The organism is candidate division KSB1 bacterium, from assembly GCA_022566355.1.
Taxonomy (GTDB): Bacteria; Zhuqueibacterota; JdFR-76; order JdFR-76; family DREG01; genus JADFJB01.
In genome coordinates this window covers 14,271-36,609 of sequence record JADFJB010000002.1, presented here as the reverse complement: position 1 = coordinate 36,609, position 22,339 = coordinate 14,271, and the positions used below count along the sequence as shown (strand labels likewise).

The following is a 22,339-nucleotide window of genomic DNA, read 5'->3' as shown; positions in this document are numbered from 1 at the left end:
TTTAGGCTTGCAATTTATGATTAAAAGTGCACAAAGAAGCGCAGAGTTTTAATATAAATAAGTTGATTAAGTATATATTTTGATTTTAATGATCATGCAAATTACAAGATTAATAAAAAATTTAATATTAATATTGTCATTTGTCGCCTTTTTTTCGTTTCAATCCAAAGCGCAGGATAAAATTCCAAACTCCCGGTTGGAAGGTATACGTTTGGAGCTCAGCAAATACAGGCAAAAGCTGGAAGATCAGAAACAGAAAGAAATGTCAACATTAGAACAGCTACAGGTAATAGACCGGGAAATCAATTTGATGCATAAGTTTACCCGGCAGCTAAGGCATGAAGAAATTCAATTAAAACGAAGCATTGTCGCCAGCAATAATGAACTCCTGGGTTTACAAGATGAATTCAAAATACAAAAGGCAATATTTTCCAACCGGGTGGTTAATTTCTATAAACGAAGGAAGCTTGGTGATCTGGAGGTTTTGTTAACAGCAAAGTCGTTTAACCAGGTTATTGTCTGGGTGAAATATATACAAAAAGTCACAGAAGCCGACAAGCGTCGCGTACTAAGCCTACAGGATAAAAAGCTAGATATCGAACATACGAATAAACTAAATAAAGCTAAGTTAGATGCCCATGAAAAGATCCTGGCCGAAAAGAACACAGAAGAATCTAGACTTCAATCGAAAAAATCGGACAAAGAAAATATTCTGGCGACAGTTCGCAACGATACCAGGTTCATAGCCCAAAGAATAGAAGAATATAAGCTTGCAGCCAAGGAGATTGAGCGGTTCCTAGTGAGAGATTCCGTTTTACCACCCCTTACAGGCAGAAGTTTTGCAACGACAAAAGGAAAGCTTTTTTGGCCGGTTAGCGGTAAAATTATTAAGCAATTCGGCCGGATTAAAAACCCGGTAACCAATACTCATTATCAAAATGATGGCGTAGATATTCGAGCCCCGGTTGGAGATGAGGTCCGAGTTGTATTTCCAGGAGTGGTTAGCGTAATCACCTGGTTGCGCGGGCGGGGTAATGTCATTATGGTCAGGCATGTCGGCAATTATTACACGGTTTATACCCATCTATCTGAGATATCGGTGGGATATGGCCAGAGAGTATATTCGGGAGATTTAATTGGAAGGGTTGGTGAATCCGATTCCGGACCAATGCTTCATTTTGAAATCCGACAAAGTGATAAGCCCATCAATCCTATAAAATGGCTAACGAAAAATAGACGTATTGTATCGCGTCAATTATAAATGAATAGTATAATGAATGATTTATTCACAAATATTCCCGCTGAAGTAAAGAAAACAAAAGCATCAGATGATTCTGAAAATAAAATAGATTTCGGTTCGATTATTGGGCAAAGCAGGGTAAAAGCTATCCTTACAAGAATCATAGAAAACAATCGCTTGGCTAATTCCTTTTTATTTTACGGACCGGAAGGATGCGGTAAAAATATTACAGCCATAGAATTCGCAAAAGCAATCAATTGTTGGGCGGAGTCAAAAAAGCCCTGTCAGAATTGTAACGCATGCAGGCAAATCGGATCACTAACACATCCCGATTTCAAGTTTGTCTTTTCCGGTCCCAAAAACCTGGCAGAAAAAGAAACAATTGAACATTTACAAAAACTTTCAAAAAATCCGTATTTATCTTCTTCTTACTCATCAAGTTCGGAAATATTGATAGACAAGATCCGCGAATTAAAAAAATTAGCCAGTTTTACAAGATTCAATGCAGAAACGAAAGTGTTTATTATATCCGAAGCAGAAAAAATGAGGATGGAAGCAGCTAATTCTCTATTGAAATTACTCGAAGAGCCACCCGAAAATCTAATCTTAATTTTGACTACATCAAGGTTAGACCAGGTATTACCGACAATCCTTTCCCGTTGCCAGAAGATCAAGTTTTCGCCGTTGAGAAGAGACGAAATTAAAGAAAAATGTTTAGAACTTGGAATTAGCGAAGATAAAAGTGCAATAATTTCCAGATTATCCATGGGCAATTTTAGAAAAGCTATGGATCTAACTAAAGTCGATTTTTATCGGTTGCGTGATGAAGCCTGGCAGTTATTGCTGACCGTAAAACAAGTAGATATCAACAAGAGGTTCCAGTTGATCGGTAAACTCACGCGAGGAAAAAACCGTGGCGAAATAAGAGAGCTTTTCTTAAGTGCAATAAGTTGGTTGCGAGATGTTCAGATTTTGAGTTATCAAACAGGCTCGTCAAATGATTTGTTATTCAATGCTGACGAACCGGAAAAGCTCGATCAACTACTCACTATTTATAATTCAAGCAAAATTTCAAAAGCCCTGGAAAAGACAGATTATTATATTGAACTAGTAGATAGAAATATCTACATTGACCTTATTTTTATTAATTATTTAAACGACTTAATTGAGCTTCAGCAAGTTGCAGCATAGCTATTTTATCGAGATCGAAAACAATGATCGAAGCCACACTAAATGAGAGAATTTTAGTCACAAGCGCCCTACCTTATGCTAACGGTCCGCTTCATATTGGCCAGATTGCCGGAGCCTATTTACCAGCAGACATTTATGTTCGTTATCAGAGGCTAAAAGGCCGGGATATCATATTTATTTGTGGGACAGACGAACATGGTGTACCGATTACTATTACAGCGGACAAAAAGGGTATTACACCACAAGAGGTTGTAGACTTTTATCATCAGAACCATAAAGTAGCTTTCGAACAGTTTGGCATCAGTTTCGATAATTTTTCGCGAACCTCGCTAAGAGTCCATCATCGCACATCCCAGGAAATATTTTTGCACTTGTACAGAAACAACGATTTGATTACCAAAACCGAAGAGCAGTTTTATTGTGAGCGTTGTAAGCGATTTCTGGCAGATCGTTATGTTGAGGGTGTGTGTCCAAATCCTAATTGCGGAAAGGATGGGGCAAGAGGGGACCAATGTGAATCTTGCGGCACATGGCTGGAACCCATGCAATTAATAGATCCTCATTGTGCCATCTGCGGGGAAACGCCGGTTATTCGGGAAACCACACATTGGTACTTACCCTTAGGTAAATTTCAGGATAAAATCCAAGCATGGATAAAATCAAAGAACCATTGGAAAAACAATGTGATAAATTACTGTAATGGCTGGTTTGAAAAGGGACTGGAAGATCGGGCAATCACCCGAGATCTGGATTGGGGAATACCGGTTCCGCTTAAGAATATGAAAGGGAAAGTGTTGTATGTCTGGTTTGAGGCTACTATCGGGTATATTTCTGCGACAAAGGAATGGGCCAAGAAAAGCGGTAATCCTGAAAAATGGAAAGACTATTGGATCAATCAGAACACTAAACTGGTTCATTTTATCGGTAAAGATAATATTGTTTTTCATGCCATCTTTTGGCCTATAGTTTTAATGCAGCGCGGGGAATACGTCTTGCCTGCTGAGATTCCGGCAAACGAATTTTTGAATATTGCCGGCAGTAAAATTTCCACGAGTCGAAACTATGCCATCTGGCTGGATGATTATTTAACCAGGTTTCCACCGGATCCCTTGCGCTATTCGTTAATCTCGCTTTTACCAGAAACTAAAGATTCTGATTTTTCCTGGAAGGATTTTCAATCCAGATACAACTTTGAACTAGCAGATATACTCGGTAATTTTGTTCATAGAACGTTAACTTTTATTGAAAAATATTTTTCCGGGCGAGTTCCAATTCGTTCGGAGCTGGACGAACTGGATAAACAAGCTATAACAGCAATGAAAGAATTACCCGTTCAAGTTGGAGAATATTTAGAAAAGTTTCAATTTCGTCCTGCTGTAAAAGCGATGATGGATTTGGCCCGGTTTGCAAATAAGTATTTTAATGACAAACAGCCATGGTTTACAAGACGGGAAAATCCCGTGAGTTGTGCAACTACCTTGAATTTATGCCTGGAACTCACAAAGACATTAGCTATAGTCAGTAGCCCGTTTATTCCATTTAGTGCTGCTCGAATTTGGCAAATGATGAACTTAAACGGAGGAATTGAGAAACAAAATTGGGACGATCTTGGTGAATTAACGTTACGAACGGGACATCTATTGGGCCGCACCCAAATCCTCTTTCCCAAAATTTCAGACGAAGTTATTGAAAAAGAAATCGAACGATTGACTCAAACCGCTACGGGAGAGGAAACACCCAAAGATGCGATTGAAAAAACAAAGGAAAAACTGATGGAATTTATCTCATATGAAGATTTCAGTAAATTGGATTTAAAAGTTGCAAAAATACTTGAAGTAGAAAAAGTAGAAAACACCGATAGGTTGCTGCGAATCCAGATTGATCTGGGATCAGAAAAGCGTCAGCTCGTTGCCGGGTTGGCAAAGGCATATTCGCCGGAGGAGATGGTTGGAAAACACATTGTGGTAGTAGCGAACCTGGAGCCAGCAGTTATCAGAGGTGTTGAGTCTAAGGGAATGCTTTTGGCTGCCTCAAGTGAAGATAATATTTCTTTGCTAATTTTAGACCGCGATATTGAACCGGGATCAAAAGTTAAGTAGTGCTTATTGATTCACATTGTCATCTGACTTTAGAAGATTTTCAAAAGGATCTGGATGAAGTAATCTTGCGGGCAGAAGAGTCCGGAATCGGTAAGATAATCGTCCCGGGTCTTGATCTCCAAACCAGCCAGTATGCCATTGAGCTTGCGGAAAGATATGGATCGGTTTATGCCGCAGTCGGCACACATCCGCAAGATTCTAAAAGTTACAACAACAATCAAATGGATCAATTTGAAAAATTAATGGATCATGAAAAAGTGGTAGCGATTGGCGAGATAGGATTGGATTACTATTGGGATTATGCCCCCCGGGACACACAAAAACAAGTATTTATGGAATTTTTGGAATTGGCCAAAGTTACAAAAACACCCGTGATTATTCACAACCGTGAGGCATATGCCGATTTGATTAATTGTGTGAAGAAAAAACAATTTAAAAATGTAACAGGGGTGTTCCATTGCTTTTCCGAAGATGAAAAATCGGCCAGGGAAGTATTAGATTTGGGATTTTCGGTATCATTTACAGGAACGATAACATTTAAGAACTCCAAAACGGCAGAGATTTCAAAAGCAGTTAAGCTAAGCGATCAATTATTGGAAACAGATGCACCTTTTATGGCGCCGGTTCCATATCGAGGCAAAAGAAACGAACCGGGCTTTGTGAAAGAAATTGCCCAAAAACAAGCGGAATTTAGAAATATAACCGTGGAAGAAGTTGGCCGCATAACGACGGATCATGCATTTTGTTTGTTTCCTAAATTAAAAAACTGAAAGATTGTATTAAACTATGGAATCAGCAGATGGAGAATATCATTCCAAAAAAATCACTGGGTCAAAATTTTCTTATAGATCGGAATATAGCTAGTAAGATCATTTCACTGCTTGATATTTCTCCGAACGATGTACTCATTGAAATTGGACCAGGAAAAGGAATCCTGACCCAATTTTTTTTTGAACTCAAGAATACGGTATATGCAATCGAGATAGATAAACGGTGTGTTGAATATCTTAATGATACATTAAAAAAGTATTCCCACATAAATATTATTCATCAAAATTTTTTAGATTGGACTTTGGAAAAACAGAATTTTGTGAAGAAGGAGTTAAAGTGGGTGGGAAATTTGCCTTATAATATTACAAGCTCGGTATTGTTTAAATTGATTGATTTATATCCACAAGTAAGGAGAGCTGTTTTCATGGTTCAGAGAGAAGTAGCGGAAAGAATTGTCGCTTCTCATGGAAATAAAGATTATGGTATTTTATCCGTATTGGTTCAAACATTTTATTCAGTGAAAAAACGGTTTGTTGTCTCGAATAGTGTGTTTAGACCAAAACCAAGAGTGGATTCTGCGGTGATTACTCTTGAATGCCGCAAAAATGTTAATCTTGGTTGTGAATTACAAACCTATCAACAGGTGGTTAAAAAAGCATTCAACCAGCGAAGGAAACTGTTGACAAATTCTCTTAAATCTCTTTTTTCCCAAGATGATTTTGAAAATCAACCATTTGAATTTCATCGTAGAGCCGAGGAGGTTCCAGTAAAAGAATGGAAAATACTGAGCCAACACTTGCACCAAAAGATGATCCAAAATTAAATCCCGAATGGATCGAATCAACACTTGATGATTTAAAGGATTTGATTGGTTCAAAGGCTGACGGATTTATTTTGAACATCGCAAAAGATTTGCATCCTTCCGATATTGCCGAATTATCGCGGCACCTAAATCGGGACGAGCGAACTTATTTATTCAATCTTCTTGAACCTGATGTTGTTTCCGAAACACTACTTGAACTGAACCCACCGATGCAATCCGAGTATTTGGCTCAAGCAGACACAGCCCGAATCTCAGAAATTGTTAAGGAGATGGATTCTGACGATGCAGCGGATTTTATCAGCGGCTTGAAGGAAGAGGTTGCTGAGAAAATTCTTAATTCCATTGACAAAGAAGATTCCGCAGAAGTTCGGGAACTTCTTTTGTACGAAGAAGATACTGCCGGCGGAATCATGGCTAAAGAATTCGTCGCGGTGAGTAAAGAACTGACCGTAGATCAGGCAATTCAGAAGATTCGAAGAAGGACTGAAGAAGTCGATGAAATTTACAATGTTTTTGCGATCGATGATTCTGAGGTGTTAAATGGGGTTGTTCCGTTGCAAAAACTATTATTGGCCCGGCCAGGCGTAAAAGTTCAACATATTATGAATGAAGATGTTATTTCCGTTAGTACAAGCATCGATCAGGAGAAAGTTGCGAAACTATTCAAGAAATATGATTTGATTTCTATCCCGGTTGTTGATGATGAAAAGAAACTGGTAGGACGAATAACCATTGATGACATTGTTGATGTGATTGAAGATGAAGCGAGCGAAGATGTTCAGAAAATAGCCGGTATTACAGATATTGACATTCAGGAGACCTCTATACTACGTATCACAGGCGCTCGATTACCGTGGTTGGCGATTTCCTTTGTGGGAGAAATTGTTTCAGGATTTTTGATGAGCCAGTTTCAAACGTCTTTAACTCGTGCGATTTATATTGTGTTTTTTGTTCCTCTTGTTATGGCAATTGGCGGAAATGTTGGAAACCAGTCAGCGATTGTTATCATTCGTGGATTAACCACCGGTGAAATTGGCATGTTGGAAACAGGAAGAAGAATGCGTAAGGAATTATGGGTTGCATTGCTACTGGGTTTTTCACTTGCACTAGCGATTTTTTTAATCTCCGGCCTTTGGTTTCATGATTTTAGATTAGGGTTTGTTATTGCTCTCGCATTGGTTGTTGTCGTTATTAATGCGGCTCTTACCGGAACGATTCTTCCGTTTGTGTTAAAAAGACTGGATATTGATCCGGCCATAGCAACCAGTCCACTTATTACAACAAGCAATGATATTTTAGGGGTGCTAATTTATTTTGGAATGATCACAATCTACTTAACCCAATTTAGTTAATGATTTTATGAACATCATTAAAACAGAGGGTATTATTATTCGGTCGCAAGATTACCTTGAATCCAGCAAAATAGTGACTTGTTATACCAAAGATTATGGAAAAGTTGCTTTGATTGCAAAAGGAGCTCGTCGCCCTAAAAGTAAATTTGGCGGCGCCATAGATCTTTTACATCAAGTTCAATTGGTTTATTATTTAAAAGAAAACAGAGAGCTACAAACGCTTTCCCAGGCGGATATTTTTAAGTCATTTCATTACTTTTCAAGTGATATCTCACGGTTTTCTTTAGCTTTGGCAGCTGCGGAGATCGTCAATCAATTAGAAATGAAAGAGCATCCAAATCCCCAACTATATTCATATTTTGTGGAAACACTCACATCAATTGAAAAAGCCAACAACCCGGAATTAATTCTATATCAATTTGTTTGGCGTTGGTTGGAAACTTCAGGATTTAGGCCGAAACTTCGACGCTGTTTAAAATGTGGGCAATTCCCGGCCAATGAAACCGTGAGATTCAAGTTTTCTCTTGGTGGTTATTATTGTTCGAATTGTAAGTTTGGCACTGAGGGAGTTATAAAAATTTCAATAGAATGTATTCATTTGATTTTGGAATTACGTGATTCCACCCCAATTCAGCTAGTTGACAAAAGAATAGAAGATGCTATCCTAAGTGAAGTTAAGTATATTATATGGCGATTTTTACAACATCATGTTGAGGGAATAAAAGAATTAAAGGCACTAAGATTTTTTAAAAAAATTTCTAGGCCCAATGAAAATAGAGTAGGAGCTGTTTGAATGTCAGCAAAAAAAATTGAAACGATCATGGATAAATTGGTTTCGTTATGTAAAAGACGGGGATTTATTTTCCAATCAAGCGAAATTTATGGAGGTATTAACAGTTGTTGGGATTATGGCCCGATGGGCGTAGAATTGAAAAAGAACATCAAGGAATTTTGGTGGAAATCCATGGTTACTTCCAGGCAAGACATTGAAGGATTGGATGCCAGCATTTTAATGCACCCCAAAATATGGGAGGCATCCGGACATGTAGATAGTTTTACCGATCCTATGGTAGATTGCAAAAATTGTAAGAAGCGTTTTCGAGAAGACCAGGTGGAAGGTGAAAAATGTCCGAACTGTGGTGGAGAATTAACGGATACTCGCCAATTCAATTTGATGTTTAAAACAAATATTGGCCCCGTGGAAGACAGCTCAAGTATTATTTACTTGCGTCCGGAAACCGCCCAGGGGATCTATGTTAATTTTGTGAATGTGCAAAAATCGTCCAGGCAAAAAGTACCTTTCGGAATTGGTCAAATCGGCAAAGCCTTTCGTAATGAAATCACTCCGGGAAATTTTATTTTTCGCACGCGTGAATTTGAACAGATGGAAATGCAATATTTTGTGAAACCGGAGAACGACCAGGAATGGATGAATTATTGGAAAGAGGAACGCATGTCCTGGTATGTAAGTTTGGGTATTACTGAAAACAAATTGAGATTTCATGAACATGATGCAGACGAGCTTGCTCATTATGCTAAGTCGGCTTTTGATATCGAATATGAGTTCCCCTTTGGTTGGCAAGAACTTGAGGGAATTCATAACCGAACGGATTTTGACTTAAAGCAGCATATCAAATTTTCAGGGAAAGATCTGTCTTATTTTAATGAAGCGACTCGTGATCGTTTTGTTCCATATATTATAGAAACTTCTGCAGGATGTGATCGAACATTACTGACCACACTTATCGATGCATATCGGGAAGAAGAAGTGAAGGGAGACCGGAGAGTTGTGTTGAAATTTTCTCCTCACATTTCCCCGATAAAAGTAGGTGTTTTTCCCCTCGTTAAAAAAGACGGCATGCCTGAAATAGCTCGGAAGATTACCGACTCATTAAGAAATCATACGACAGTTTTTTATGATGAATCAGGGGCAGTTGGCCGTAGATATAGACGGCAAGATGAAATAGGAACGCCTTACTGCGTAACAGTTGACACAGAGTCTATTGAAAACCAGACAGTTACGGTTAGAGATCGGGATACGATGGAGCAAATAAGGGTGGGTATTGATCAGTTAAAAGTGTTTTTTAAAGATAAATTACAATAAAAAGCCTGATTGAGTTTTCGAATCAGGCTTTTTATTTTTTCTTAAATGATTATGAAATTATTCTTTGTTGAGCCTTTTGTAAGTAACTAGCAGCTTTTGCGGATAGTCCGCTTGATGGATATTTTTGTAAGAATTCCCCGAATATCTGCGCAGCTTTGTTATTATCTCCAATGTTGTAATAGCATCGCCCTTCCATATACAAGGCGTAATCTAATTTTGATGAATATTTAAAAGTATTTACTTTTGTAAAAGACTTTAATGCCTCACTATAATTTTTCAATGCGAAGTAAGACTCGCCAATCCAATAAGCAAAATTACTAGCGAGTGAATGGTTGGAATTTTTTTCCTGTAGATCGGACAAACCTATGATAACGGCATTGTAATTTCGATCGTTAAAATTTGCAAGAGCCACATCATATTTTTGTTTCACTTGAGAGGTACCGAATTTATTAATCTTTGCAGGCAAGGCTTGAACTGTTTGTGTTTCAGGTCGTTTTAAAGGCTGTACTTCAGGAGTTGTGTCTCTTAATTCAGCAATTTGCGTTTCCAATTTATTAATGTTTTTATCTTTGCTGGTTATATTGGTGACAAGTTGGTTTATTCGGTTTGTTTTTTGTGCAATTTCTATTTCTAACCGGTCAATGCGAGACCGAAGTTTTATCATATCCTGGTAAATATCACTATCTTGGGGTTGTGGAATTGCTTCGGGTATTTCTGCATCGGCAATCACATCAGATCTCGGCATAATTTCCTGTTTTTTCTTATATTTCTTTTTGTTAAAATTAAAAGCCAATCCTGTTTGAAAACTAATAAAACCATCGGTGAAAAAGCCGCCATCTATTCCGTTGACCATATCATTTTTTATATACCGAAAATCACTAGAAATCAAAAAAGATAAATTAGGATTAATTGCGATATTCATTCCTAAACCACCAATAAGGTGGCTCACAAATTTTGAATTATAATTATTCGGTGTTCCGACATTTTTAATATTCACAAGTCCTATTCCGGCGTGTAAAAATGGAAAAGTAGGCGAGTCTTTTAAAGCATAGCTACCTATCAGCTCAATAGGAATCATGGCTGTTTTAAAAGTGCTTTTATTAATTACAGCTTTCATTTCTCCATAGCCTGCTTGAAATTTTATAGTAAACCTAGGAGAAAACTGATAATAAGTATAAGCTTCAATTTTTGGTCTTAAACCGGTATCAGTTACAGGTGAATCTCCAAACAAAAAATTCTGTCCCAAGTTTATACCGGCGCCTTTATTATATTGCCCATATACGTTTCCAACTACAAGCAACATTAATGTTGCTATACATATTAACTTTCTCATAGTAACTCCTTAAAAATTATTCATTTCATATTATTCATTTCATCTGAACATTTATCTCGTTATGTATGAACTGATTACAAATTCCTACAATATATGTACCAAAAATTCTACAATCAAGTAGAAACGATTTATTTGGCTGAAATGTAGGCAGTTAAAAGAATTCTAAGTTAATATTTCCTTGAATTATGCTTCATTTTTTGATACATAGTAACACAACTGGATTCTAATAGTACAACAATACTAAGGAGAACAGGATGAAGTTTTCACTTTCATTGGTGCTACTAACCTCTTTAGGATGGCACAGTTTAATTCAAGCTCAGGAAACCAAAGGCCACTTGGGAGTTGGAGCGTATGCTTCTGGCGTGAAGATGATTTTGGGTGATGTAGACCATAGTACGATAGATCAATGGGGAGGAATTTCAATTTCTTACGGAATATCTGAAAAATTTACTCTTAAGTTTAATGGAGCATATGGTTGGGTTTATCCTCGCGATCCGAATGGTTCTCAATTCCAGCCCACGGGTAACTTTAAAACGCTACTTTATCCGGTAACATTAAGTTTAGATTGGTTGCCCGATCCAAACAAAAGCTTTCGCCCTTTTCTTACTTTTGGTGGCGGTATATTGAATTGGGATGTTCGGGATATGAGAGGGACAGAATCTGTTTGGGATCAGGGTGAGAGCATCAATGGAAGGACAACGAATGTATCCGTTTTAGTTGGAGTCGGAGTTGAAAAATTTCTATCGGCTGGAATTAGTACATCATTATTTGCAAGAATTCATTATTTACTAAAAGGTAATGAAGATACAATTGGAACGGGAGATGACAATCGAGCTGTTGCAGAAGTGGGAATAGGACTGACATTTTTCAATAATCCCAATAAGGATACCGATGGAGATGGTATTTTTGATCGATGGGACCTCTGTGTCGATGCAGCGGAGGATTATGATAACTACAAAGATTTAGATGGTTGTCCTGACTTAGATAATGACGAAGACGGAATACTCGACAAACTTGATAGTTGCCCTGACTTGCCTGAAGATTTGGATGGATTTCAAGACGAGGATGGTTGTCCGGACATCGACAATGATGGGGACGGAATACCTGATCTTAGGGATAAATGCCCTAATATAGCGGAAGATATAGACAATTTTCAAGACGATGATGGTTGTCCTGATCCAGATAATGATGGGGATGGTATCGAAGATGATAAGGATAAATGTCCAAACGAAGCTGAGAACATGAATGGATTTGAAGATGGTGATGGTTGCCCTGATGAAAAACCGGAAATCTTGACCAAAGAAACGCCGATCATTCTAAAGGGAATAAATTTTGAAAGTGGCAGCTCCCGGCTTACATTTGCATCATTCATCGTTCTTGACACTGTTTTTCAAACCCTTACAGATCATCAGGAAATCGAAATCGAAATCCGTGGTTACACAGATAGCTCGGGTGATTGGACGGCCAATTTAAAACTTTCACAGCAAAGAGCGGATGTTATAAAACTTTATATTATTAAAAAGGGAATTGCAGCGGAAAGGATGAGAGCCGTTGGGTATGGAGAATCAAATCCAATTGCTTCAAATGCATCGCCGGAAGGCAGGGCAGCCAACAGAAGAATTGAATTTGCCCGAACTAAATGAGTTAACTTTATTTAGTCTGCTAGCAATCAAAACACTTCAAATTTCCTTACTTCTTGAAAATCAAATAGATGGCGATAAACGGAAGAAAGGGTTTTCCTTTTCAGCTAAAAACATCCTTAATAAGGAGGGGAATTTTGATCTTGAGGGAAGGGGTTGTAGCAAGTACATTGCCTTGACATTTCATCAATTCTTTCATATCCTTTGTGGTTATACATTTTATTGATATATTGTGTTTCAATTTTTGTAAAAGGTGAGAATGAATGACTAAACAGTTCAAAAACTTTATTGGCGGTGAATGGGTGGATTCCTTTTCCGGGGAAACTTTTGAAAACAGAAATCCGGCTAATTGGGATGAAATAGTCGGCGTTTTTCCCAAATCAAATGAAGAGGATGTTAACAAAGCGGTTGAGGCTGCAAGGAAAGCTTTTGATAGTTGGCGGCTAGTGCCTGCTCCCGAAAGAGGGGAGATTATGAAAAAAGCCGGTGATATTATGTCTGCTAGAAAAGAAGAGATTTCCAGGCTAATGACTCGTGAGATGGGAAAAATATTGGCCGAAACCAGAGGAGATACACAAGAGGGGATAGATACCGCTTATTATGCCTTTGGTGAAAGTCGTCGTTTATTTGGCCGCACGGTTCCGTCGGAATTACCCAATAAATTCAATATGACTACCCGGATTCCAATTGGTGTAGCAGGGATCATTTCACCCTGGAATTTTCCAATGGCAATACCAACATGGAAAATTTTTCCAGCATTAACTTGTGGGAATACGATTGTTTTTAAACCGGCATCAGATACGCCAGCGACAGCGACTCTTTTTGTTGAAATTCTGGCAGAAGCGGGGGTTCCTCCACGCGCTATCAATTTGGTGCATGGAACGGGATCGCAAGTTGGCAATCCCATTGTGAATCATCCCGTTATTAATTTGATTTCTTTTACCGGCTCGACAAAAGTTGGTAAATCCATAAATCAAAATGCAGGCTTTCAATTAAAACGCGTGTCCCTGGAGTTGGGTGGAAAAAATGGTCAAATTGTTATGGCAGATGCCAACCTGGAATTAGCTCTTGAAGGTGTTTTGTGGGGAGCATTTGGAACAACCGGACAACGTTGTACTGCTACCAGTCGACTAATTCTGGATGAGAAAATTCATGATTCGTTTCTAGAGATGCTGGTGAAAAGGACAAACAACTTAAAGCTTGGCGATGGTCTTGATGAGTCTGTCGAAGTAGGTCCTCTTATCAATCAATCCCAGGTTGAAATTATAAGTAAATATGTTGAAATTGGAAAAAACGAAGGTGCCAAACTGCTTTGCGGAGGAGAAACAGCAAATCTGGGAAGTTTAGCAAAGGGATGGTTCTACAAACCCACAATATTTACAGATGTTAGCAGGGATATGAGAATAGCCAAGGAAGAAATCTTTGGACCGGTTTTATCTGTTTTGAAAGTTTCATCTCTCGATGAAGGTGTTGATGTTCTGAATGATTCCACTTATGGGCTTTCTTCTTCGGTTTATACAAAAGACATCAATGCAGCATACAAAGCGATGAGAGACATAGAAGCCGGAATTACATACATTAACGGGCCGACGATTGGCGCTGAATGCCATATGCCTTTTGGTGGTGTAAAGGCAACAGGCAATGGCCATAGAGAAGGCGGCTGGCAGGTTTACGAATTTTTTTCCGAAGTAAAAACATGTTATGTGGACTTCAGCAATAAATTACAAAAAGCCCAAATTGATAATCGATAAATATAAGAAAGCAGACACATCAAATCTGTTCTTAGGAGATTGTAATGGAAATCAAGCCATCCGAAGTAATGAGTGTTTTAAGTAAGCACATGTTGGTAGATGGCTATGACTTTGTAGTCGATTTAAGAAACAGTTGTGGCAATTATCTTGTAGAAGCCCGCAGTGGCGATCGTTATTTGGATTTTTTTACTTTTTTTGCCAGTAATCCATTGGGATTTAACCATCCCCAAATGTGTATGCCGGATGTTCAGTCAAAGCTTGCATTAGCCGCAACTCAGAAGCCCTCCAATTCTGATTTTTATACAACGGAACTTGCAGAATTTGTAGAAACATTTTTTGAAAACACTTTACCAAAAGATGTATTCAAATATATTTTTTTAATTTCCGGCGGCGCTCTTGCTGTTGAGAATGCATTAAAAACAGCATTCGATTGGAAAATAAGAAAGAACTTTGCCAAAGGTTATAAAGAAGAGCGGGGTTTAAAAATTTTACATTTTCAAGAAGCGTTCCATGGCAGAAGTGGATATACTCTTTCCATAACGAACACAGCAGATCCACGTAAAACCATGTATTTTGCCAAATTTGATTGGCCCAGAGTTCTAAATCCTAAAATCACTTTTCCATTGAATGAGGAAAGTAGGAATAAGGTGATTCAACTTGAACAAGAAAGTATAAATCAGATTAAAAATGCGATTCAGGAAAACACGGATGACATTGCAGCAATTATCATAGAGCCGATCCAAGGAGAGGGAGGGGACAACCATTTTCGCAAGGAATTTTTCGAAAGTTTGCGACAAATATGTGATCAAAATGATATTTTGTTGATTTTTGACGAAATTCAATCCGGTGCCGGAATTACCGGGATGTGGTGGACTTTTGAACACTTTGGTATAGAACCGGATATTTTGTGCTTTGGTAAAAAGATACAGGTTTGTGGAATTGTTGTATCCCAAAGGATCGATGATATAGAAGGCCATGTGTTTCAGGAGTCGAGCAGGATCAATTCAACCTGGGGCGGTAACTTTGTTGATATCGTTCGCAGTAAAAAGTACATAGAGATCATTACTCAAGACAATCTCGTTGAAAATGCCGCGATTCAGGGAGAATATTTTCTTAGTAAATTAAAAAACCTGGTTGGGAATTTTCCGGAACTAGTTTCAAATGTTCGCGGCAGAGGTCTGTTTTTAGCTTTCGAATTATCGTCACGGGAAATACGAGATAAAATTATTAACGAGACGTTTTCCCGAAAAATGGTGATTCTAAAAAGCGGTATAAAATCGATACGATTTCGTCCATCCTTAATAATTTCGGAAAGTGAAATCGATGAAGGAATCGAAGTATTAAGCAAATCGATTCATGCTGTATTAAATTAATAGATGGAAACCGGGACTCTCTATATTGTTAGTACGCCAATCGGGAATTTAGGTGATATTACATATCGCGCATGTGATGTTCTTTCAAAAGTTGATTTGATTGCTGCAGAAGATACAAGAACCAGTCGAGTGCTTTTAAATCATTATAAGATCTCGACGAAAGTTACAAGTTTTCATTCTTATAACCAGGCCAAGAAAACGCCGATTATTATTAAGAAGCTTATGAACAATGAGAATATTGCAGTAATCACTGACGCCGGTACACCTGGAATTTCAGATCCAGCGTATTATCTTGTAAATCAAGCAATTGAGAAAAACATACCGATAATTCCGGCTCCAGGCGCATCAGCTCTACTTGCTGCATTAGTAGTTTCCGGATTGCCTACAAATCGATTTGTGTTTGAAGGATTTCTACCGGTGAAAAAAGGGCGTAGATCAAGACTGGTTCAATTGAGTGAGGAAAAACGGACAATTGTATTATTTGAATCTCGCCATCGGTTATTGAAAACGTTAAAAGAATTATTTGAATATTTGGGCAATCGTGACTTAGTTATTGCCCGGGAATTAACTAAATTGTATGAAGAGATAAATCGAACAACTATAGAAAAAGCAATTCAAACATACGAGCAGAGGATTAATAAAGGCGAGTTCGTTTTAGTTGTTCAAGGAATGTCAAAATGAAGATGGGTTTAGTGGTGGAAAAGGATAAAATGGTTTCGATAAAAAATGTTTGGGATTCGATGAAGACCACATTTCTAAAGATAATTGAACCACTAGGCAATTTTCTTGTCCGATTAAATATTAATCCGAATGCTTTTACAACCGTTGGGTTTAGTATTAGTATGTTTTCCGGTTATTTTTTTGCGACGGGTTCCCTCAGATTGGGAGCCGTTTTTGTTTTTCTTTCGGGAATATTCGATATTCTGGATGGGAAAATAGCGCGTGCATCAAACCAGGTAACTCGCTTTGGGGCATTGTATGACTCGACGCTGGATAGATAGGCAGAAATGATTGTTTATTTTGGTATTGCATATTATTTCATTTCTCAAGATATGTTTAAATCATCTATAGCAAGTTGTATTGCTTTGGGTGGGTCTGTGATGGTTAGTTATGTTCGGGCACGAGCTGAAGGATTGGGGTTTTCTTGCAAAGTTGGAATTTTCCAAAGGCCAGAAAGAATAATCACAATGGGTGCGGCGGCGCTCATTCATGTATATGCATTGTCAGTAGGAATGGTCATACTTGCGATAATGACAAATGTCACGGCTATCCAGAGAATATACTTCATTTATAGCAAGGAAAACGGAAAGAAAGATGAAATCATTGATGAATTTGACAAAATGGGTTAATGTGGTTTTTAGCCGAAAAGAAGAATTTTGAAGAACAATTGATGAGGTTGAGATGACAAATAGGGCTGATATTAAACCCGTTGAAGGTAAGCTTGGGATTATGTTGGTAGGATTAGGGGCAGTCAGTACCACTTTTATCGCAGGTGTTGAGACCATAAAAAAAGGGTTAGCCAAACCGATAGGATCACTTACCCAAATGGGCGCCATTCGGTTAGGAAAACGAACCGAACACAAAAACCCGCTCATAAAAGAGTTGGTTCCATTATATAACCTTGATGATTTAGTCATTACCTCTTGGGATATTTTCGAAGATAATGCATATCAAGCTGCTTTAAAAGCGGGTGTATTGGAACGTCATCATTTGGATTCTGTCAAAGACGAGCTCGAATCCATGAAGCCGCAAAAGGCTGTTTTTAACCAGGAGTATGTTAAAAAATTATCTGGAACTCATGTAAAGACAGGAAATTCCAAACGAGATTTAGCCAACCAATTGATGGATGATATTCAATCGTTTAAGGAAATGTACCAACTAAGAGATGTTGTGATGATCTGGTGCGCCAGTACCGAAATTTTCATCAAGACTGGCGAAATTCACCAATCAATGGATACTTTCGAAAAAGCTATAGATGCAAACCATCCTGAAATTGCTCCAAGTATGCTTTATGCTTATGCAGCGCTGCAATGTGGGATTCCGTTTATTAATGGCGCGCCGAATTTATCGGTAGATTTTCCTGCAATGATCCAGCTTGCCGACATGAAAAATGTTCCTATTGCAGGAAAAGATTTTAAGACCGGTCAAACCCTTATGAAAACAATTTTAGCACCAGGCCTTAAAGCCAGATTACTTGGATTATCCGGGTGGTTTTCAACCAATCTTCTTGGCAACCGGGACGGTGAAGTTTTAGACGATCCGGAGTCGTTTAAAACCAAAGAAGAAAGTAAGCTCTCCGTCCTTGAATATATTTTTCAACCGGATATATACCCGGATCTGTACAAAGATTTTTATCATAAAGTTCGTATAAATTATTATCCCCCCCGGGGGGATAATAAGGAAGGGTGGGATAATATAGACATTTTTGGCTGGATGGGATATCCTATGCAAATCAAGATAAATTTCCTTTGTCGGGATAGCATTTTGGCAGCGCCGATAGTTTTGGACCTTGTCCTTTTTATGAATTTAGCACAAAGGGCAGGTATGAAAGGGATTCAAGAATGGCTGTCATTTTATCTCAAAAGTCCGATGTGTTTACCCGACTTATACCCGGAACACGATCTTTTTATACAGCATATGAAATTGAAAAATACTCTCAGGTATTTAATGGGCGAAGAACAAATTACGCATCTTGGCTTAGATTATTACCAATAATTTGATTATAATCCATCAACATATTTCCTCTACCTCATTAACCAATGAGAACTAGCTCACCACTAAAGGACATACTAAAAACTTCGTTGCCTGCGATTGTCGATTTATCTTCACAAACAATCATGTGGACAATCGAAGCTATTCTGGTGGGTATGATTAGTGCAGCTGCCTTCGCCGGTGTCGGGATGGCCATCCAGATCATCATATTATTTTTCACACTTCTTTTGACTTTCGTTGTGGGTAGCTCTATTATCATCAATCGTCATTTAGGGGCGAACAATACTTGGGAAGCCAACCACATAATGGCCCAGGCTCTTTTAATGGGCATCATTATTTCGATATTAACGGGACTCACATGGTACTTCGGCGCAACATTACTATTTAAGTTAATTCGCGAAAGCGAACCTATCGCCCAGCAGGCCGGAGTTCAGTACCTGCAAATTCTTTCAGTATTTGCCCCTCTGATTGTCACAAATTTTATTGCTGTCGGAATTATTCGAGGAGCCGGGGACACGAAAATTTCTATGTTTTTGAATTTAATCATCAATACGCTTAACCTAATTTTGGCGCCAATCTTAATATTTGGTTTATTGGGGTTTCCTCGAATGGAGGTTCGTGGGGCAGCCTATTCTGTGGGTATTTCTCACTCAATAGGCTTTTTTCTCACGATATATATATTACGATCAAGAAAAAGCCGGCTATTTCTTTCGTTTCGGGAAATTACAACACCGAATCTTAAGAGTTTTAAAAGGCTCTTTAAAATTGGTTTACCAACAACTGTTGAACAATTATCCTGGGCAATTGGCCAAATAGTTATCACGTTTTATGTTGCTAGATTAGGAATTTTATTTCTAGCAGTCCATCAAGTATTTATGCGAATACAAGCAGTTCTGTCCATGGTTTTTATGGGATTCAGTTTAGGCGCCATGACCTTGGTGGGTCAGAACATTGGCGCGAATGAACACCAACGTGCAGAGCAAACCGGTAAAACAGCGGTCTACGTGACTTTAGTTTTTGTTCTTTTGATTGTTTCTTGTATCATATTTTTAAACGATTCGCTCATCAAAATTTTTACAGATGACCCTACAGTTATTCAAATGGCAATGAGTATTATCGTAATTTTTGCTTTGATTCAAATCCCAAAGGCATTGAATACGGTTATGGGTGGAAATCTTCGGGGCGCAGGTGATCTTAAATGGTTGATGTTTCTTTCAATGATTTCTGTGATCGTCATAGAAATTGGCGCAACATGGGTTGTTGCATTTATTTTCAGCTTTTCGTTGGGAGGCATTTGGATTGTTTTGAGTATTGATGAAATGATGAGAGTATTGTTGAACTATTGGCGTTTTCATGGGGGCAAGTGGAAATTGATTGATTTATAACGGGAAGGCTGTATGAAACCGGGTAAAGGACTATTGATTAGTTTTGAAGGAATTGATTTCAGCGGAAAATCCGTTCAGTCTGAATTATTGTACAAAAAAACAAAAGAAAGCTATACTGTAAAGAATTGCCCGGTATATCTGTTTCGAGAACCGGGAGGATCAAAAATTTCAGAACTTATTCGAGAAATTTTATTGGACCGATCATTAACGATGATGAATTCCTACACGGAACTACTATTATACTCTGCTGCACGATCTCAGTTAATCGTAGAAAAAATCATTCCAGAACTTAATCGTGGTTCAATCGTAATTTGTGATCGGTTTTATGATTCGACAGTAGCTTATCAAGGCTATGGAAGAAGCATTGAACTTGACAAAATCAAAATGGCAAATCACATTGCAACACATGGTGTAAAACCCAAGATTACTTTAATTATCGATGTGGAGCCACAAATGGCTGCAGATCGTCAGCGAAAAGCGGGTTTTAATCGTGATCGGTTGGAGAATGAAAAGCTGTCATTTCATCAAAAAGTACGGGCAGGATATTTACAACTTGCCGTAGATGAGCCGGACCGGGTAAAAATAATTAATGGAAATGATAAAATAGAGGAAATTTCAAAAAAGATTTGGCAACTTATAAAAACAGATTTAAAAAAAAACTTTTAAATTAGTGTTTGGTCGAAAAGAACCTATCTGTCATTCTCGCATGTTTTTAGCTGGAATTAATTTGCAATAGGGACACTGTTATTCGAGTTTTCGTTCAAGCAATGATTAAACGAACCTTATTTTTCGAAATACTGTCGGAGGAATTATGAGTAAAAAAACTCAACCTTATGTTATCATCGTTCTAATTTTAGTTGCAATTACCTTCAGTGGTTGGCTGGCAAATTCTTCGACCACCATGGATCCCGATCTCTATGTGACACTCAAGAAAAACATGACGCTTTTCAAGCGTATTTATGAGGAGATATCATTCCGCTACGTCGAGGAGGTTGATCCGGAAGCTTTCATAAGAGCCGGTATTGAAGGGATGACCAGTCGGCTCGATCCGTATACAAATTTTGTGGAACAGGAAGAAAATGACAATCTCCGTACCGTAACCGAAGGAAAATACGGCGGTGTGGGAATGACGATAAGCAAAAGAGGGAGATTAACAGTTGTTGTTGAACCGCCATATGAAGACGATCCTGCAGGGAAAGCAAATATTCATGAAGGAGATGTACTTATTGAAGTTGATGGAAAGAACACAGAAGATCGTTCTCTTTCTGAAATTGCACAATTGTTACGGGGAAAGCCTGGTACATCTGTAAGATTAAAAGCCAAGCGATCTGGAGAGGCAGACATTCTTGAATTTAGATTGGTACGAGCCATGATTGTCGTTCATGACGTTTCCTATGCTGACATTATAAAAGATGACATCGGTTATATCCGTTTAACCCGGTTCTCCAAGTATGCTGCCGATCAGCTTGAAGAAGCTTTGAAGGAACTTAAAGCCAAAAACATGAAAGGATTAATTTTAGACTTAAGGAATAATCCTGGTGGACTTCTGAATTCTGCTGTTAATGTAGCAGACCTGTTCTTACCAAAAGGAGAGCTTGTTGTTTATACAAAAGGCCGCTCGGAACGATCGAATATGAAATATCATTCGCCAAACGAGCCCGTTCTACCGGATTTGCCTATGGTTGTCCTGGTGAATGGATTTTCAGCGTCAGCTTCAGAAATTGTTGCAGGCGCCATTCAAGATTTGGATCGTGGATTAATCATTGGGTCAAGAACTTTTGGTAAAGGTTTAGTGCAAACAGTTGTTCCTTTTTCTCGAAACACGGCACTTCGACTTACAACTGCAAAATATTACGTTCCCAGCGGTAGATTGATTCAGAAGCTGTCCCGTTTAAATAGAGACAGCCACATATTTAGAAATCAGGATTCCGAACTAATTTCTGATTCTTCAAAAACAAATAGAAAAGAATACCGCACTAAATCTGGAAGGATCGTATATGGCGGCGGAGGTATAAAACCGGATATAGAATTTGACCCCGAAATATTATCCAGTTATGAAAGAGCCCTAATTCGACAATCCATGTTTTTTAATTTTGCCATTTCATACTCCGGAAGTTTTACTAAAACGCCGGGCATAAGTGATCAATTATTGGCTGAATTTAGAAAATATATAGAAGAAAATGAATTCACCTTCGATCTGGAGGGAGAAGAAGAAATTAAAAACCTTGAAAAAATAATTGCAGAAAATAATTTCGCGGGACTTGAGGATCAACTGATCTCAATACGCGAATCGTTAAATCAAATCAAAAACAATCAATTTGAAGCACACAGAGACTTTATCCAAAAGAATCTAAGAAAAGAGATTGCCGCAAAGTTAAATGGGTCGCGCGGTCAGGTTGAATCTAATCTTCAAGAAGACCATATTTTCCAAACCGCATTTGAAGTTCTAACCAATCCTACAGAATATTCAATGAAACTTGGAAAATAGATACGTCCTTTAGTTTCAGATTTCCTCTTCAAACGACCGTCTTAAAATTGGTTTTGGGTAACATATTGTAAGGGATG

The 22,339-nt window shown here is 38.2% G+C and carries 19 protein-coding genes; 18 read left to right on the top strand and 1 reads right to left on the bottom strand.

Annotation, left to right across the window (positions count from 1 at the left end; genetic code table 11):
- The first annotated feature begins 94 nt into the window (after window positions 1-94).
- Genes IIC38_00700 through IIC38_00665 form a run of 8 tightly spaced genes read left to right on the top strand, consistent with a single transcriptional unit; the run spans window position 95 to window position 9,580 of the window.
- Window positions 95-1,261: a peptidoglycan DD-metalloendopeptidase family protein gene (locus IIC38_00700; GenBank protein ID MCH8124480.1), complete on the top strand. Its 1,167-nt coding sequence runs from the start codon at window positions 95-97 to the stop codon at window positions 1,259-1,261.
- Window positions 1,262-1,273: 12 nt separating this feature from the next.
- Window positions 1,274-2,431: a DNA polymerase III subunit gene (locus IIC38_00695; GenBank protein MCH8124479.1), complete on the top strand. Its 1,158-nt coding sequence runs from the start codon at window positions 1,274-1,276 to the stop codon at window positions 2,429-2,431.
- Between the two features lie 23 nt (window positions 2,432-2,454).
- A complete protein-coding gene (gene metG, locus IIC38_00690; GenBank protein MCH8124478.1) occupies window positions 2,455-4,530 on the top strand; it encodes a methionine--tRNA ligase in 2,076 nt (691 codons plus the stop codon).
- Complete coding sequence (locus tag IIC38_00685) at window positions 4,530-5,300, top strand: TatD family hydrolase (protein ID MCH8124477.1); 771 nt, start codon at window positions 4,530-4,532, stop codon at window positions 5,298-5,300. The genes metG and IIC38_00685 overlap by 1 nt, the downstream gene beginning before the upstream one ends.
- A 29-nt stretch (window positions 5,301-5,329) precedes the next feature.
- Window positions 5,330-6,124 (top strand): ribosomal RNA small subunit methyltransferase A, encoded by a 795-nt coding sequence (gene rsmA, locus IIC38_00680; GenBank protein ID MCH8124476.1) that lies wholly within the window; start codon window positions 5,330-5,332, stop codon window positions 6,122-6,124.
- The gene (mgtE, locus tag IIC38_00675) at window positions 6,076-7,476 is read left to right on the top strand and encodes a magnesium transporter (GenBank protein ID MCH8124475.1); all 1,401 of its coding nucleotides are present in this window, start codon (window positions 6,076-6,078) and stop codon (window positions 7,474-7,476) included. The genes rsmA and mgtE overlap by 49 nt, the downstream gene beginning before the upstream one ends.
- A 7-nt stretch (window positions 7,477-7,483) precedes the next feature.
- Window positions 7,484-8,269 carry a DNA repair protein RecO gene (gene recO / locus IIC38_00670; GenBank protein MCH8124474.1) on the top strand — a complete coding sequence of 262 codons (786 nt, stop codon included), beginning with the start codon at window positions 7,484-7,486 and terminating at the stop codon, window positions 8,267-8,269.
- Between the two features lie 27 nt (window positions 8,270-8,296).
- Window positions 8,297-9,580, top strand: a complete 1,284-nt coding sequence (locus tag IIC38_00665; protein MCH8124473.1) for a glycine--tRNA ligase — start codon at window positions 8,297-8,299, stop codon at window positions 9,578-9,580.
- A 49-nt stretch (window positions 9,581-9,629) separates the two neighbouring features.
- Here the strand turns inward: IIC38_00665 and IIC38_00660 are convergent, their stop codons facing one another.
- Window positions 9,630-10,913, bottom strand: a complete 1,284-nt coding sequence (locus tag IIC38_00660) for a tetratricopeptide repeat protein (protein MCH8124472.1) — start codon at window positions 10,911-10,913, stop codon at window positions 9,630-9,632.
- A gap of 254 nt (window positions 10,914-11,167) precedes the next feature.
- On the opposite strand from IIC38_00660, the gene IIC38_00655 reads away from it, so the two are divergent.
- From IIC38_00655 to IIC38_00610, 10 genes are all read left to right on the top strand, one after another.
- Window positions 11,168-12,556: an OmpA family protein gene (locus IIC38_00655; GenBank protein ID MCH8124471.1), complete on the top strand. Its 1,389-nt coding sequence runs from the start codon at window positions 11,168-11,170 to the stop codon at window positions 12,554-12,556.
- A gap of 260 nt (window positions 12,557-12,816) precedes the next feature.
- Window positions 12,817-14,304 carry an aldehyde dehydrogenase family protein gene (locus IIC38_00650; GenBank protein ID MCH8124470.1) on the top strand — a complete coding sequence of 496 codons (1,488 nt, stop codon included), beginning with the start codon at window positions 12,817-12,819 and terminating at the stop codon, window positions 14,302-14,304.
- Window positions 14,305-14,348: 44 nt separating this feature from the next.
- On the top strand, window positions 14,349-15,677 hold the full coding sequence (locus tag IIC38_00645) for an L-lysine 6-transaminase (GenBank protein ID MCH8124469.1): 1,329 nt from the start codon (window positions 14,349-14,351) through the stop codon (window positions 15,675-15,677).
- 3 nt (window positions 15,678-15,680) lie between these two features.
- Window positions 15,681-16,358 carry a 16S rRNA (cytidine(1402)-2'-O)-methyltransferase gene (rsmI, locus tag IIC38_00640; GenBank protein MCH8124468.1) on the top strand — a complete coding sequence of 226 codons (678 nt, stop codon included), beginning with the start codon at window positions 15,681-15,683 and terminating at the stop codon, window positions 16,356-16,358.
- Complete coding sequence (locus tag IIC38_00635) at window positions 16,355-16,678, top strand: CDP-alcohol phosphatidyltransferase family protein (GenBank protein MCH8124467.1); 324 nt, start codon at window positions 16,355-16,357, stop codon at window positions 16,676-16,678. The genes rsmI and IIC38_00635 overlap by 4 nt, the downstream gene beginning before the upstream one ends.
- A 6-nt stretch (window positions 16,679-16,684) precedes the next feature.
- Complete coding sequence (locus IIC38_00630) at window positions 16,685-17,026, top strand: hypothetical protein (GenBank protein MCH8124466.1); 342 nt, start codon at window positions 16,685-16,687, stop codon at window positions 17,024-17,026.
- Window positions 17,027-17,078: 52 nt separating this feature from the next.
- Window positions 17,079-18,392: an inositol-3-phosphate synthase gene (locus tag IIC38_00625; GenBank protein MCH8124465.1), complete on the top strand. Its 1,314-nt coding sequence runs from the start codon at window positions 17,079-17,081 to the stop codon at window positions 18,390-18,392.
- Window positions 18,393-18,436: 44 nt separating this feature from the next.
- Window positions 18,437-19,774 (top strand): MATE family efflux transporter, encoded by a 1,338-nt coding sequence (locus IIC38_00620; GenBank protein ID MCH8124464.1) that lies wholly within the window; start codon window positions 18,437-18,439, stop codon window positions 19,772-19,774.
- A gap of 12 nt (window positions 19,775-19,786) precedes the next feature.
- Window positions 19,787-20,440, top strand: a complete 654-nt coding sequence (locus IIC38_00615; GenBank protein MCH8124463.1) for a dTMP kinase — start codon at window positions 19,787-19,789, stop codon at window positions 20,438-20,440.
- 145 nt (window positions 20,441-20,585) lie between these two features.
- Window positions 20,586-22,262, top strand: coding sequence for a S41 family peptidase (locus tag IIC38_00610; GenBank protein ID MCH8124462.1), 1,677 nt, complete (start codon window positions 20,586-20,588; stop codon window positions 22,260-22,262).
- The last annotated feature ends 77 nt before the right edge of the window (window positions 22,263-22,339 follow it).

Excerpts from the sequence above, each read along its gene's own strand:
- rsmI (MCH8124468.1), top strand. The coding sequence starts at position 15,681 with ATGGAAACCGGGACTCTCTATATTGTTAGTACGCCAATCGGGAATTTA.
- IIC38_00635 (MCH8124467.1), top strand. The coding sequence starts at position 16,355 with ATGAAGATGGGTTTAGTGGTGGAAAAGGATAAAATGGTTTCGATAAAA.
- IIC38_00700 (MCH8124480.1), top strand. The coding sequence starts at position 95 with ATGCAAATTACAAGATTAATAAAAAATTTAATATTAATATTGTCATTT.
- IIC38_00620 (MCH8124464.1), top strand. The coding sequence starts at position 18,437 with ATGAGAACTAGCTCACCACTAAAGGACATACTAAAAACTTCGTTGCCT.
- mgtE (MCH8124475.1), top strand. The coding sequence starts at position 6,076 with ATGGAAAATACTGAGCCAACACTTGCACCAAAAGATGATCCAAAATTA.
- IIC38_00645 (MCH8124469.1), top strand. The coding sequence starts at position 14,349 with ATGGAAATCAAGCCATCCGAAGTAATGAGTGTTTTAAGTAAGCACATG.
- IIC38_00695 (MCH8124479.1), top strand. The coding sequence starts at position 1,274 with ATGAATGATTTATTCACAAATATTCCCGCTGAAGTAAAGAAAACAAAA.
- IIC38_00610 (MCH8124462.1), top strand. The coding sequence starts at position 20,586 with ATGAGTAAAAAAACTCAACCTTATGTTATCATCGTTCTAATTTTAGTT.
- rsmA (MCH8124476.1), top strand. The coding sequence starts at position 5,330 with ATGGAGAATATCATTCCAAAAAAATCACTGGGTCAAAATTTTCTTATA.
- IIC38_00655 (MCH8124471.1), top strand. The coding sequence starts at position 11,168 with ATGAAGTTTTCACTTTCATTGGTGCTACTAACCTCTTTAGGATGGCAC.
- IIC38_00625 (MCH8124465.1), top strand. The coding sequence starts at position 17,079 with ATGACAAATAGGGCTGATATTAAACCCGTTGAAGGTAAGCTTGGGATT.
- IIC38_00615 (MCH8124463.1), top strand. The coding sequence starts at position 19,787 with ATGAAACCGGGTAAAGGACTATTGATTAGTTTTGAAGGAATTGATTTC.
- recO (MCH8124474.1), top strand. The coding sequence starts at position 7,484 with ATGAACATCATTAAAACAGAGGGTATTATTATTCGGTCGCAAGATTAC.
- IIC38_00665 (MCH8124473.1), top strand. The coding sequence starts at position 8,297 with ATGGATAAATTGGTTTCGTTATGTAAAAGACGGGGATTTATTTTCCAA.
- metG (MCH8124478.1), top strand. The coding sequence starts at position 2,455 with ATGATCGAAGCCACACTAAATGAGAGAATTTTAGTCACAAGCGCCCTA.
- IIC38_00660 (MCH8124472.1), bottom strand. The coding sequence starts at position 10,913 with ATGAGAAAGTTAATATGTATAGCAACATTAATGTTGCTTGTAGTTGGA.
- IIC38_00630 (MCH8124466.1), top strand. The coding sequence starts at position 16,685 with ATGATTGTTTATTTTGGTATTGCATATTATTTCATTTCTCAAGATATG.
- IIC38_00650 (MCH8124470.1), top strand. The coding sequence starts at position 12,817 with ATGACTAAACAGTTCAAAAACTTTATTGGCGGTGAATGGGTGGATTCC.